This is a genomic window from Streptomyces sp. NPDC048277 (genome assembly GCF_040652235.1).
In the GTDB taxonomy this organism is placed as follows: Bacteria; Actinomycetota; Actinomycetes; order Streptomycetales; family Streptomycetaceae; genus Streptomyces.
Genome location: NZ_JBEZLQ010000007.1, coordinates 61,809 through 75,084, shown reverse-complemented (window position 1 = coordinate 75,084; position 13,276 = coordinate 61,809). Strand labels below are relative to the sequence as shown.

Genomic DNA, 13,276 nt, shown 5'->3' with positions numbered 1-13,276 from the left:
GGTGCCGGCGAACCGGCGGTCCTTCGTGCGGGCGGAGCGACTAGCGGTAGAGCGACAGAGGCACGCGGTCCACGATCCCATCGATGCCCCCGTCGGTCGCGGATCCCGACCAGGTGACGTAGGCGTAGTCACCGGTCAGCAGGATGCGCGACCACTCGTCGCCTCCGCTGGGCAGGAAGCCGTACCCGAGGCTGGCCCTGTTGAGCTTCAGGACCCGCCCGAACGACTTGCCCCGGTCGAACGAGACGGTCGAGTAGACATCCGTCCTCCCGGCCGAGATGGTCCGCCACATCACACCGAGCTGCCCGGTGGGTCCGTACTCGATCCAGGGCTTGACGGCCCCCGGCGCGGCGATGACGGCCGGTCCGGTCCAGCTCCGGCCGGCGTCACCGGTGACGTAGACCTCAAAGGTGTCGCCCCGGGGAATCATGAGCGCGAACCGGCCGGTGCGGGTGGGGTCCGCGGTGACCCAGGGAACCGGGTCGGTCGCCGAGAAGGTCACGTTGTTCGGCAGCGAGGGGCCCTCGGGGGGCGCCACCGCCGCACCCCGGCTGTCCGTGACCGGGAAGGAGCTGAACGTCCTGCCCTGGTCGAAGCTCACGTCGAAGTTCACCTCGGTCGCCACGACCGAGGTCCCGCCGACGATCTTCATCGCGGTCGCGGTCGCCAGGACCCCGTTGTGGACCGCGATCTGGTTGCCGAAGGGCTGGTCCGGCAGGGGAGTGATGGGGCTCCAGGTGAGTCCGTGGTCCTCGCTGACCGCGAGCGCCGAGGGGACGGGGTTCCCGGCTCCGCCGACGACGTACACGTAGCCGGTGGCGGAGTCCACCCGCAGCCGCGGGGTCGCTCCGCGCGCGGCCGTCGTCCCCACCGGGTCGGACCAGGTGCGGCCTCCGTCCAGCGACCTCGCCACCCCCACGGGGTTGGCCACCCCGCCGCAGGTGCCGTGCGGCGGGCCGGTCGGATCGTCGGGGCAGCCCAGTTCGTTGAAGGACAGGTAGAAGATGCCGTGGGAGTCGACGGCCAGGTACGGGTCGCCGCACTGCGGACTGTCACCGTAGGGCCACGCCTCTTTGGTCCATGTCCGACCGCCGTCGCCGGAGTGGGCGACATAGCAGCCGTAGTGCTCCAGTGTGGTGCCCGTCGCGACGTCGTCCGTCGAGACGTACACCATGTCGTCGTGGTTGCGTGGGTTGACGGCGACCACGGGCTGACCGTTGGCCAGGTCCGTCGAGTTCGTGACGTCGACCTGGAGAACGGCGCTCCCGGACCTGTGGTTCGAGGCCTGTGCCTGTGCGGTGCCCAGCGAGACCGTCAGGGCCAGCGCCAGGGCCACGATCGCACCGGCGACTCTGAGTTTTCCCTCTCGTAAGACCGACGGACTGATGTCCGGCATCTTGGTTCCTTCCTGCTGTGAAGGGGCTGTGCCGTGCCGACCCGGCCGCGGATCGGCCGGGAGCGTGGGGAAGGCCCGTGGCGGGCCTCGATGAGGGAGGGCGTTCCGCTCACCGGCCGAGCGGGGCCCGCCGTCCTGTCGCCGGTTCCAGGCTTGCGAGGTACGGCAGGCGGCGGACGGCGGGTTCGCCCCGCCGGGAGAGCGAGGGAGTCCGGCATGCATCGACTCGGAACCAGCAGCAGGCCCGATTGGAAACTCGCCATCGTCATCGGCGCCGGTGGACTGGGGACGGCGGTGGCCCGAAGGCTGGGTCAGCGCCATCGGGTCCTGGTCGTCGACATCGACCGTGAACGGGCGGTGGGCGTCGCACGCGGCCTGTGCGAGGAAGGCGGCGACGCGGAGGCCGCGGAGTGCGACATCACCCGGCCCGAGAGCGTCGACGCGCTGGCCCGGGAGGTGGCCGCCCGGGGCGGCTTCCGGGTGCTCGCGCACGTCGCGGGGCTGTCGCCGGTCGCGGGGGACTTCGAGCACATCCTCCAGGTCAACCTGACCGGCCCCGCCCTGGTCACCCGGGCCCTGCTGCCCCTGGCCGGGCAGGGATCCGCCGCCGTCCTGATCGCCTCCCTGGCCGCGCACACCTACCAGGCCGCCCCCGCCGTCGAGTCGCTCCTCGGGGATCCCGCCCATCCGCACACCGCCTCTCGTCTCGCCGCCGCGATCGCGCCGGAGGATCGCACCGGCGCGACGGCGTACCACATCTCGAAGTACGGACTGCTGTCCCTGTGCCGTAGGGAGGCCCATGCCTGGGGGCAACGGGGTGCCCGGATCGTGTCCCTGTCACCGGGACTCATCGCCACGCCCATGGGAGCGGCCGAGTTCTCCAACAGTCCCGTCAAACGCGAGTTGTACGCGCGGACCCCGCTGGCCAGGGAGGGGACCATGCTGGAGATCGCCGATCTGGTGGAGTTCCTGGCCTCGGACCGCGCGTCGTTCATCTCCGGCACCGACGTTCTCGCCGACGGCGGGCTCTACGGCACCCTCCGGTCCGGTTGACCCCTCCCTTTCCTCCTCCGGAGGCTCCCTCGGAACGCTCGCCGCAGCAGCCCTTCGACGATAGGGACAGCACCCCCGGACCGGGCGGTACTCAAGTGCCAATTGCCCCACGCGGCGCGGTACTTGAGTACCAGTGAGCCCGGCGCGCAAGGGCCGGGCCGGACCGCCGCCGCACCGGATCAGTACTTGATCATGACGTTCAGCGCGCTGTCGACGTCACCGGCGGTCTCGATGGCGGTGACGATGTCGGCCTGCCGGAACTCGTGGGTGACGACGGACTCGATGTCGAACGCGCCGGACTCCATGATCTCCATGACGGTGTCGACGTCCTCGGGCTGGTAGCCGCCGGAGCCGATGACGCTGTGCTGGGAGTAGGCCAGCTTCGCCAGGTCGATGGGGTGCGGGGTCTGGTGGACGCCGACGACGACCATCCGGCTGAAGATCTTGCCCATCGACAGGTAGCTGTCGACCAGCGCGTTCACCCCGGTGGCCTCCATGAAGATGTCGATGTCCGCGGTGGGACCCGAGATGGTGCGGGCCGGACCGAACACCTCGGCGGTCCTGGCCGCCAGATCCTCGGTGGCGGAGTTGCAGGTCTCGAAGCCCAGCTCGGCCGCCTTCCGGAGACGGAAGTCGGACAGGTCGACCAGCATCACCTTGCCGCAGCCGAAGTGCTTGAGCGCGACGGCCGCGGCGATGCCGATCGTGCCGGCCCCGAAGACGAGCGCGCTCTCCCCGGCCTTCGGGGCCGCGCGGCGGGCGGCGTGGGTGGCGACGGTGAACGGCTCGATGAGACCGGCGGTCTTCGTGGAGATCGAGCGGGGAACCGGGTGGACCTGCCTGCCGACCTCGCAGTCGGGAACCAGGATGTACTCGGAGAAGCCGCCCAGGGTGCCGGCGCGCGAGGAGTCCCCGGCGGCGAGCACCGGATAGGGGCAGACACGGTCGCCGACCTCGAGTCCGGTGACGTTCCTGCCCTTGGCCGCCACTTCGGAGACCATCTCGTGGCCGAACTCGCTGCCCGGGGTGATCCGGTGGGCCCGGGGCCCGTGGTGGTAGGCGGACACGTCGGAGCCGCACACGCTGGCGTACAGGTTCCTGAGCAGGACGTCGTTGTCGCCGCAGACCGGGGTGGCCAGCTCGGTGATCGTCACGTCCTTGGGGCCGTTGTAGACAGCTGCCTTCATGGTGGTCTTCCTCTTCGGGGGATCGGGTCCGGTACTCGGCAAGCCGGCCGGCCACTGGGACGCGAGCATGTGCTTGCCATGTACAACGATTCCCCGAGGCGCGCGCCGGTGCGAGGGAGACCGCTCCCGAACGCGGGGTGTAGCCGGCTCCACCTCACCCCGCCGTGGAGGTCACCCGTCCTGGGGTCTCGCGAGGCCCAGGTCGTAGGCGGTGATGACGGCCTGCACCCGGTCCCGGGCACCGATCTTGGCGAGGAGGCCGCTCACGTGCTTCTTGACGGTGGACTCCGTCAGGTGCAGGTGGGCGGCGATCTCGGCGTTGGACATGCCCAGGGCGATCGCACCGAACACGTCGCGTTCCCGGGCGCTGAGGTCGTACGGGATCACCGGGTTGCCGGGGGGCTCCGGGTCGGGGCGCCGCAGGATGTGGGTGTCGAGCAGCCGCCGGGTCATGCGCGGGGAGATCACCGCGTCCCCCGCGGCGACGGCCTGGATGGCCGAGAGGAGTTCCTCGGGGCGGGCGTCCTTGAGCAGGAAGCCGCTGGCTCCCGCGCGCAGGGCGTCGTAGGCGTACTCGTCCAGGTCGAAGGTGGTCAGTACGATCACCCGGCTGCGGGTCCCCGAGGCCACGACGCGGCGGGTGGCCTCGATGCCGTCGATACCGGGCATGCGGACATCCATCAGCACCACGTCGGGGCGCAGCTCTGCGGTCATTCTGACGGCCTGGATGCCGTTCGAGGCCTCACCCACGACGGTGATGTCGGGGCGGTTGGCCAGCACCATGAGGTAGCCCATGCGCTGCAGCGGCTGGTCGTCGGCGATCAGAACCGTGGTCACGGCGACTCGCTCTCGTGCGGGAAGGCGGTGGGGTTGTCGTAGAGATCGGCTCGCAGCGTCCATCCGCCGTCCGGCGCGGGACCGGCGCTGACGTCCCCGCCGAAGAGCGCCGCACGTTCCCGCATGCCGATGAGGCCGTGGCCGTGGCCGTCGCCGGGCCGCCCGGCACCGCGGTCCGTGCGACGCGGCCCGCGGTCGCTGACGGTGATGCCCAGCGCGCCTTCCGCGTACCGGACGTCCACGGTGACCAGGGCGCCGGGTGCGGCGTGCTTGAGCGAGTTGGTGACCGCCTCCTGCACGATGCGGTAGACGGCCAGCTGGAGTCCCGGGCTGATGCCCTCCGTGTTCTCCGGCAGCCGCAGACGGATGGGGTTGCCGACCGCCCGGACCCGGTCGGCGAGTGCGGGCAGGTCGTTCAGGCCGGGCTGCGGCGCCAGTTCCGGGCCGTCCTGGGCCGGGTCCCGCATGACCCCGACGAGCCGGCGGAGTTCGGTGAGGGCCTGGCGCCCGCTGTCGGCGATCATGTGCGCGGCCTGCGCGGTCCGGTCGGGATGGGTGGATGCGAGATGGGCGGCGCCGTCGGCGAGGCCGACGATGACCGAGAGGTTGTGGCCCACGATGTCGTGCATTTCACGTGCCATACGGGCGCGTTCCTCGGTGACGGCCTTCTCCGCGCCGAGACGCTGCTCGATCCGCAGCCGTTCGGCACGGTCCTCCAGTTCCAGGATGTGCATCCGGCCGCCCCGCAGCGCGAGTCCGGCCGCCAGTGCGACGGTGGTCGCCCCCATGAGCGCGAGAACTCCGGGGACGCCGATGTCGAATCGCACGCCCGCGGCCACGAAAGCCGCGGTCACGGCGCCCCAGGCCCAGACGCTGCCGCGCGGCCGGGTGCGCAGCGCGAGGTTGAAGAGCGCCGGGACGATGACGATGCCGGAGCTGAGCCAGGTGCCCTGCATCCACTGGCCGAGGGAGACCGAGGCGATGACGGCGGTCACCGCGACGGGGGCGCGTCGGCGCCACCACAGCGGCACGGTCAGGGTGGCCTCCATGGCCAGCACCGTCGCCTCGGGCAGCGCGGGGTTCTCGATGTGCAGGAACGACGGCTGGAAGGGACCCGCCAGGAAGTCGGGCAGCCCGGTGAGCAGGAACGCCGCGACGACCAGCGAGTCCCACAGGGCGGGGACGCGCCGGTCGGCCGCCCGCACCCGGGCCGCGGTCCGTGCCAGCAGTCCGATCACGGCGGACCGTCCGCCGGACCCGCGCGGCGAGGCCTCGGAACGGCCGAGGCGGGCCCGGAGACGGCGGTCGTTCATGGTGCTTCGGTCCTCACACGTCGGTGCGGGTCAAGCGGACGGCTCCACCGACGAGGGCGAGGGCCGCCCAGGCCGCGAGGACGCCCGCGCCGGCAGCCGGGCTGAGCAGGTCACTCGCTCCGTGCAGTCCCATCATCGCGCGTCCGGCGTGGCCGGGCAGGTACGGGATGACCGCGTCGGCGACGCTCGCCGGGAGCAGGAAAGTGAGGCTGTCGACCACGAAGAGTACCCCTGCGATGACGGCGACACCGCCGGCCACCGACCGGAGGAGGAAGCCCAGTCCCACACCGATGACCCCGACGAGCGCGAGGTAGAGGGCCGTACCGGCGAGGGTCCGGACGACCCCGGCGTCCGAGAGGGACACCGCGAACGCGGTCCCGTCGAAGCGGGGGCTGCCGACGAGGAACGTCACGAGCACCGTGACACCCGACACGGCGAACGAGACGGCCAGGAAGACCAGGGCCTTGGCCCAGAGCGCGGGTGTCCGGCGCGGCACCGCCGACATCGTCGAACGGATCATCCCGTTGCCGTACTCTCCCGCGCTGATCAGGACGCCGAGGACGCCGGTGCAGAGCTGAGCGAGCATGGCGCCGTTGGTGGAGAGGGACACCCCGTCCGTACCGGCCTTGGCCGGCGTGGTGCCCGTGGGGTCGAACACGAGCGAGGCCACGACGCCGATCAGCATCATGAGGAAGACGGCCAGCCCCAGGGTGAACCAGGTCGAGCGGACACTCCACAGCTTGATCCACTCGCTGCGCAGGACATGCGGGAAGGTCACCACGCGGCGGGGGCCGGTGACGGCCGGGTGGGTCGTGGCGCTCACAGCAGGGCCCCTTCCAGGTCGGCGGTGACGTACTCGGAGCTGTCGCGGGTGAGGTCCATGAAGGCGTCCTCCAGAGAGCTCTGCCGCGGGGTGAGCTCCACCAGGGCGATCCCGCTCCGGGCCGCGGCCCGGCCGATCTCGGCCGAGGCCAGGCCTTCGACGACGAGTTGTCCGGGCGTGGCTCCCGGGGTGACGGTGACACCGGGCGCGGCCAGCAGCTCGGCCAGGCGCGCGGCCTCGTCCGTGACCACCTTGACCCCGTGGCCGCCGGCCCGGCGGACGAACTCGTCCATGCTGGTGTCGGCCAGCAGCCGGCCCTTGCCGATGACCACCAGTCGTTCGGCGGTGAGGGCCATCTCGCTCATGAGGTGGGAGGAGACCAGCACGGTGCGGCCCTCGCGGGCCAGCCGCTGCAGGAGGTGCCGCACCCACAGCACGCCCTCCGGGTCCAGTCCGTTGACCGGTTCGTCGAGCATGACGACCGCCGGGTCGCCGAGCAGCGCGGCGGCGATGCCGAGCCGCTGCCCCATCCCGAGGGAGAACTTCCCGGCCCGCTTGTCGGCGACCGCCTGCAGCCCCACCAGGGTGAGCACCTCGTCGACGCGGCGGGCGGAGATCCCGTGCGTGGCGGCCAGGATCCGCAGATGGGACCGGGCGCTGCGGCCCGGGTGCACGGCCTTGGCGTCGATCAGCGCGCCGATCTCGTGGAGCGGCGCGGGATGGTCGGCGTAGCGTCGGCCGTCGACGGTGACGGAACCGGTGGTCGGCCGGTCCAGACCGATGATCATGCGCATCGTGGTGGACTTGCCGGCGCCGTTGGGACCCAGGAAGCCGGTGACCGTGCCCTGCTGAAGAGAGAAGCTGAGCCGGTCGACGACCGTCTTGTCCCCGTACCGCTTGGTGAGTTCCCTCGCCTCGATCATGATCACGCACCATTTCGTCGCTCGGTGTGTCCGTATCCGCGATCGAAGCTACGTGCGGTGACGGGTGCCGAGCATGGTCCGTAGGTTCCGTTCGCCCGCGGGCACTGGTACGGAAGTACCGTCCGGGGCGGGTCAGACGGCCGGGGGCGGCGCCGCGGGCACGAAGACGACCTCGTCGCCCTCGGCGGCGAGGCTGCCGTAGTGGGGTTCGGGGAAGTGCGCCGGGAACAGCAGCGCGCCCTCGGCCAGCGCCCGTGCCACCAGGTCCCGGCGCGTGGCGACGGCCGCCTCCGGTTCGTCGCACCCGGGCAGACGCAGCTCCGGTCGTGTCATCTGGACCGGGTGGTGGAAGGCGTCGCCGGTGAAGTAGGCCCGCCGGCCGTCCGAGTCCAGGCGCAGTATCGCGTGCCCGTCGGTGTGCCCCGGCGCGGGCTCCACCGTCAGGCTCGACGACACCTCGTACGGCGCCCGGACGATCCGGGCCTGCCCCGCCGCCACGACCGGACGGACGCACTCGTCGAACACGTCCGGGTTGAAGGTGTTCGGGTGGGGCTCGGGCCGGTCGGTGTCCCAGCGCTCGTACTCCTCCCGGACGATGACGTACTCGGCGTTGGGAAACGTCGGCACCCACGCGCCGGCGTCGCGCCTGGTGTTCCAGCCGCAGTGGTCGTGGTGGAGGTGGGTGCTGAACACGACGTCCACCTCCGCCGGCGGGACTCCGAGCGCGGCCAGCCGCTCCAGATAGGGAGTCTCCAGGTCGTCGAAGTAGGGTCCCCGGCCGGTGCGGCCGTTGCCCGTGCCGGGGTCGACGAGGACCGTGATCCCGTCCACCCGCACGACCCAACTGTGGTTGGAGAAACGGAAGTTCATGGTCGCCGGGTCGAGAAAGCCGTCGGGCAGTGCCGCGACGTGCCGTTCGATCAGCGCCGTGTCCTTCGTGAGGAGCGTGAGCGGTACCGGCAGCGTGTGCTCCGCCACGAGATCGACGGTCGCGCTGCCCACGTCGGCTGCGGGCATGGGTGCCTTCCTCGGTTCGTTGCCGTCCGGCCTCCTGTGCGAGGGCCGGACCCGGACGTGGTGCTCAGCCGAGACCCTCCCGAGCCTCAGCGGGCGATCGACGGGCGGTGCCGAGCACGAACCGGCGCACGTGCTCCGGGCCCTGCGGCCGGCCCTCGCACCGCAGGAACCAGCTCATGACATCCGCCGCAGCGGTGATGCCGTCCGGCACGTCCGGCAGGTACGGCCGGACGTAGACGTCGGTCTGCGGCTCGCTGCGCCAGCTCTCCGCGAGGGCTCCGATGTCGACGGCGTCGTAGCCCAGCCGGTCGAGGAACGCGACGACCGCCGTCTTCGCGCCGTCGTCGTCGCCCGCTATGGGCAGAGCGCTTCTGTCCGGGGCGCCGGAGGGGCGGGCCAGCAGCTCCAGCCGACGGAAGTCGATGTTGTTGAAGCCCTTCACCACCCGCGCGCCGGACAGATGGCGCTGGACCAGTTCGCTGGAGGTGACCGACCGGTCGTCCAGCTCTTCGATGTGACCGTCACGCTCGGGGTAGTAGTTCATGGTGTCGATGACGGTCTTCCCCGCGAGATCGGCGGCGGGCAGACCGCGGTGGCCGCCGAGCGGGATGGTGGCGACAACGAGGTCGGCGGCGCGGGCGGTGACGGACACCTCCGCGGCCCGCGCCCCCTCACCCCACGCGGACACCGTGTCCTTGAGCGTCGCGGGACCGCGGGAATTGCTCACGACGACCTCGAACCCGGCGGCGAGCGACAGCCTCGCCACGGCGCTCCCAATCCGGCCGGCGCCGATCAGGCCGATGACTGGTGACACGTGAGTGCTCCTTTCCGGCGGCGGGCCTGTCTCCCGGCCGCGGACCGAGGACGGAACGGGTTCCCTGGTGCCGGGAGCGGCGCGCCGCACGGGAAACTACCGCCGCCCGCGCGCGGGACACGCCCGCCGTCCCGCTGTGCGGACGGGTACTTCGACAGGACCTCATGATCGGCACAATCGCCCGCCGCACGTGCTTGGCTCCTGCCTCCGCCGCGTCCGCGATCACACGTCGGCGATGTCTTCCTGAGGCTGCACCTGCCGCCCGGCGACAGCGGGCACCGCAGGGTCCTCGCCGTACTGGCCCACCTCAACAGCCCGCGCACGTCCCGTCGGGAGTCACCAGGGCAGTTCCGCGTCGGCGGCCGGGGCGCCGTCGCCCCAGAACCGCCCGGTCGGGCCGTCGGCCGGCAGTGTGGCCAGCGCGACGCTCACCAGAGCGCCCTGCTCCGGCGTGCGGGAGCCGGTGTGGTGGGTGAGGTCGGTCGCGCAGTGGCTGGGGTTGGCGGCGTTGACCTTGATCGGGGTGTCCCCCAGCTCCTTGGCGTACATCACGGTGACCATGTTCAGCGCGGTCTTCGACGCCGGGTAGGGAATCGTGGCCAGGTCGTACAGCCGATGCTCCGGATCGCTCATGAAGGCCAGCGACCCGACCTCGCTGGAGACGTTGACGATCCGGGCGGCCTCGGCGTTGCGCAGCAGCGGCAGGAAGGCGTTGGTGACCGCCACCACGCCGAACACGTTCGCCTCGAAGACCTGGCGCAGGGCGGCCCGGGTGGCGGCGCTCGGTCCGCCGCGGGCGCCTTCGACGTCGCCGACGATGCCCGCGTTGTTGACCAGGACGTCGAGGCGTCCGTACGCGGCGTCCACGTGGTCGGCCGCTCGCCGGACGGACGCGTCGTCGGTGACGTCGATCCCGAGGAAACGGGCGTCGACGCCGCCCTCGCGCAGCGCCGACGCGGCCTTCTCCCCGAGTTCCTCGTTCCGCGCACCGACCAGGACGGTCATGCCGCGCTCGCCGAGCAGACGGGCGGTCTCGTAGCCGATGCCCTTGTTGGCGCCGGTGATCAGCGCAATCAGTGTCATGCCCCGACCCTGCGGCGCCCGTTCCCGGCCCACCAGAGACCCGGTGAGGCTGGTACCGGCGATACCACCCACGGCCGCCGTGGCTGGGGCAGCATGGAGGCATGATCCTGCGCGCGGAGCTGGCGGCGTTCCTGCGGGCTCGCCGGGCTCGTCTGCAACCCCGCGACGTCGGCCTGCCGGACGGTGTGCGCCGCCGCACGCCCGGTCTGCGCCGGCAGGAGGTCGCCCAACTCGCCGGGATGTCCATCGAGTACTACATCCGGCTGGAACAGGGCCGTGGCCCGAACCCGTCCCGGCAGGTGCTCTCCGCGCTGGCCCGGGCGCTGCTGCTCACCCGCGACGAGCGGGACTACCTCTTCCGCGTCGCCGGCGAAAGCCCGCCCCCGGCCGTCGGCCCGGTCCGCGAACTCACCCCCGCCGTGCGGTGCCTCCTCGACAGCATGCCGGAGGTGCCGGCCTACGTCGTCGACGCGAAGTACGAGCTTCTCGCCTGGAACGCGCTCGCGGAGCACTTCATCAGCAGCGTCGTGCGGGCACCGAAGGACGACCGCAACCTCGTCCGCTGGATGTTCCGCGAGGCCCTCGACCACCACCGCTGGGACGACGAGTCGGCGATCACCTTCGCCCGCTCGACCGTCGCCGACCTGCGCGCCTCCTACGCCCTCCACCCCGGCGACCGCGGGATCGAGGGGCTCGTCACCGAACTCCTGGGCACCTCACCACGGTTCGCCGACATGTGGGCGGCCCATGACGTCGAGGTGCGGCGCCGGATCATCAAGAAGATCGACTCCGCCACCTTCGGACCACTGGAATACGAGTGCCAGGTACTCCACATCCCCGAGACCGGTCAACGCCTCATCGTCTACTGCGCCGAGCCTGGCTCCACGACCCGGGAACTCTTCAGCCGTCTCGCCGCCACGGCCGTCTGAACGGAAGCCCACGTGGCCGACCCGGCCGGCACCGCCCGCAGCCGCGCTTCGGCCGGCGGTGCTCGCGTACGGCAGCGATGACGTCGTCATCGGCAGCGGCGCCGCCTCGCTCCCCTCGCACCGGACCGGCGACGGCGACATGCCGGTAGGCCGCCCGCTGGTGCCGCACTCGTGCACAGGGTCCACCGTCACAGGCGCCCCTCTCCCACCGCCGACGACACACTCGGTGGCTCCTGGAAGCGAGCCTGCCCGGCACCGCCCTTTCCGATCAGTAGTGCCAGGAGGAGACCGACCGCGCTGGAGCCGCCGACCAGGAGGAACACGTTCCGGTACGCGTCCTCGGTCGCGAACTGCGTACCGGGTGCCGTCGAAAGACTCAGCAGGAGGGTGGCGACCGACGAGCCGACACCGGAGAAGGCGGTCCGGGCCACCGCATGGACACCCGTCACCTCGCTCGTGTGCTCCGCCGGCACACCCTCGACGACCAGGTTCGGAATCGACGTCAGCATGAACACAAGCGCGATGTTCAGGACGGCGATCGCACAGATCATCCTCGGCACGGTGTCGTGGAGCAGTGCGAGGGCCACTGCGGACAGGACGCCGCAGACGGTTCCGACGAGCAGCGCGCGACGCCCTCCGAAGCGGTGCGAGAGACGTCCGCTGAAGGGCGCGAGGACAAAACCGAGCATCGTGACGCAGAAGGTCGCGGTGCCCGCCGCCGTGGCGCTCATGCCCAGGCCGACCGGAGCACTGGTGGGTGTCTGCATCAGGAGCTGAAGCGCCAGGCCCGTCGTCCCGAACACCCCCGCGGAGAGCAGGGCGTTCGCGAGCAGCGCCAGGCCCTGCTTGCGGTCCAGGAAAAAACGGACGTCGATCAGAGGGCTGTCGGCACGCAGCTCCCACCAGGACCACGCGGCGAAGAGGACCAGGCCGGTGAAGATCGAGCCCAGGGTACGGGTATCCGGCCAGGACCACCGGGGGGCGTTGGTGATGCCGAGCAGAACAAGGGCGATGGCCGGGGCGAACAGGAAGGCTCCGGGCCAGTCCACGTGCGCCGTGCTGTCGGTGAACGCCGACCGGGGCAGCGCCAGGGCGCAGAAGGCGGCGACCAGGGCCACGCCTGCGGCGAAGACGAAGATGTAGTGCCAGCTCAGTGTGTCGATGATGAGCCCGGAGACGACGGTGCCGGCCGCCCCGGCCAGCATCGCGGCACTCGCGACCATCGACACCCCGATCGCAATACGCTCCTCGGGCAGGTTCTCCCGGATGATCCCGTAGCACAGCGGAAGCACGCCTCCCGAGACGCCCTGGACCGCGCGCCCGATGATCACGACAGTCAGTGAGCCCGCGCAGGCACTCACGACCGACCCGACCGCCGCGACCAGGAGCAGGGCGATCAGCAGGGTACGGCGGCCGTACATGTCGCCGAGACGTCCGCACACCGCTGCCGACGTGGCGGCGACCAGAGCGAACGCCGTGAGCGTCCAACTGGCCTCGACCGCCGTGACGGCGAAGGCCGCCATGATCTTCGGAAGGGCGTTGAACATCATCGTCGACTCGAAGGCGCTGACGACATCGGCGAGTATGAGTACCGCGATGATCAGAGGGACGGGTCGTTGCGGGCGGAGTGTCCGGGCGATCCCATTGGACGACGACATCACAGTCCTCTCACTCGGCTGTGCCGGTCCGGTGTCCCGCGCTCGGCGCCGCCCACTGTGACCTCCACGGTCCGCTCCCGGGCCGGCGAAGACCGCTGAGCGGAACGGGATCCGGGCCTGCGGGGTAGCGCTCGGACCACTGCGCAGCGTCGCTGTCGCAATCTTCGGCGGACTCGGGTCCGGGGCATTGCCCGTGCCCGGTCGTCTGACGTACGGTCCAAACAGATAGCTAATTTCACCTAT

The 13,276-nt window shown here is 71.3% G+C and carries 12 protein-coding genes and 1 pseudogene; 3 read left to right on the top strand and 10 right to left on the bottom strand.

Annotated features, from left to right (window positions below):
- Positions 1–40: 40 nt before the first annotated feature.
- On the bottom strand, positions 41–1,396 hold the full coding sequence (locus AB0D85_RS17525; RefSeq protein WP_362320597.1) for a sialidase family protein: 1,356 nt from the start codon (positions 1,394–1,396) through the stop codon (positions 41–43).
- A gap of 216 nt (positions 1,397–1,612) precedes the next feature.
- On the opposite strand from AB0D85_RS17525, the gene AB0D85_RS17520 reads away from it, so the two are divergent.
- Positions 1,613–2,449, top strand: coding sequence for an SDR family oxidoreductase (locus tag AB0D85_RS17520; RefSeq protein WP_362320594.1), 837 nt, complete (start codon positions 1,613–1,615; stop codon positions 2,447–2,449).
- 179 nt (positions 2,450–2,628) lie between these two features.
- Here the strand turns inward: AB0D85_RS17520 and AB0D85_RS17515 are convergent, their stop codons facing one another.
- The 7 genes from AB0D85_RS17515 to AB0D85_RS17485 form a co-directional block, all read right to left on the bottom strand.
- On the bottom strand, positions 2,629–3,636 hold the full coding sequence (locus AB0D85_RS17515; RefSeq protein WP_362320591.1) for a zinc-binding dehydrogenase: 1,008 nt from the start codon (positions 3,634–3,636) through the stop codon (positions 2,629–2,631).
- 171 nt (positions 3,637–3,807) lie between these two features.
- Entirely contained in the window at positions 3,808–4,473 is a 666-nt protein-coding gene (locus AB0D85_RS17510) for a response regulator transcription factor (protein WP_362320588.1), read from the bottom strand.
- Positions 4,470–5,786: a histidine kinase gene (locus tag AB0D85_RS17505; RefSeq protein ID WP_362320585.1), complete on the bottom strand. Its 1,317-nt coding sequence runs from the start codon at positions 5,784–5,786 to the stop codon at positions 4,470–4,472. Before AB0D85_RS17505 ends, AB0D85_RS17510 begins: the two co-directional genes overlap by 4 nt.
- A 13-nt stretch (positions 5,787–5,799) precedes the next feature.
- On the bottom strand, positions 5,800–6,609 hold the full coding sequence (locus AB0D85_RS17500; RefSeq protein ID WP_362320582.1) for an ABC transporter permease: 810 nt from the start codon (positions 6,607–6,609) through the stop codon (positions 5,800–5,802).
- Positions 6,606–7,532: an ABC transporter ATP-binding protein gene (locus AB0D85_RS17495; RefSeq protein WP_362320578.1), complete on the bottom strand. Its 927-nt coding sequence runs from the start codon at positions 7,530–7,532 to the stop codon at positions 6,606–6,608. Before AB0D85_RS17495 ends, AB0D85_RS17500 begins: the two co-directional genes overlap by 4 nt.
- A gap of 132 nt (positions 7,533–7,664) precedes the next feature.
- Positions 7,665–8,549 carry an MBL fold metallo-hydrolase gene (locus AB0D85_RS17490; RefSeq protein ID WP_362320575.1) on the bottom strand — a complete coding sequence of 295 codons (885 nt, stop codon included), beginning with the start codon at positions 8,547–8,549 and terminating at the stop codon, positions 7,665–7,667.
- 64 nt (positions 8,550–8,613) lie between these two features.
- Positions 8,614–9,363, bottom strand: coding sequence for an NAD(P)-binding domain-containing protein (locus tag AB0D85_RS17485; RefSeq protein WP_362320572.1), 750 nt, complete (start codon positions 9,361–9,363; stop codon positions 8,614–8,616).
- 225 nt (positions 9,364–9,588) lie between these two features.
- On the opposite strand from AB0D85_RS17485, the pseudogene AB0D85_RS17480 reads away from it, so the two are divergent.
- Positions 9,589–9,678 (top strand): annotated as a pseudogene (locus tag AB0D85_RS17480) (DNA-binding response regulator); the annotation flags it as partial.
- A 21-nt stretch (positions 9,679–9,699) separates the two neighbouring features.
- Here AB0D85_RS17480 and AB0D85_RS17475 read toward each other — a convergent pair.
- Entirely contained in the window at positions 9,700–10,446 is a 747-nt protein-coding gene (locus tag AB0D85_RS17475; RefSeq protein ID WP_362320569.1) for an SDR family oxidoreductase, read from the bottom strand.
- 101 nt (positions 10,447–10,547) lie between these two features.
- Here AB0D85_RS17475 and AB0D85_RS17470 point away from each other — a divergent pair, with 101 nt between their 5' ends.
- Positions 10,548–11,375 (top strand): helix-turn-helix transcriptional regulator, encoded by an 828-nt coding sequence (locus AB0D85_RS17470; RefSeq protein ID WP_362320566.1) that lies wholly within the window; start codon positions 10,548–10,550, stop codon positions 11,373–11,375.
- A 188-nt stretch (positions 11,376–11,563) separates the two neighbouring features.
- Here the strand turns inward: AB0D85_RS17470 and AB0D85_RS17465 are convergent, their stop codons facing one another.
- Complete coding sequence (locus AB0D85_RS17465; protein ID WP_362320563.1) at positions 11,564–13,033, bottom strand: MFS transporter; 1,470 nt, start codon at positions 13,031–13,033, stop codon at positions 11,564–11,566.
- Positions 13,034–13,276 lie beyond the last annotated feature (243 nt).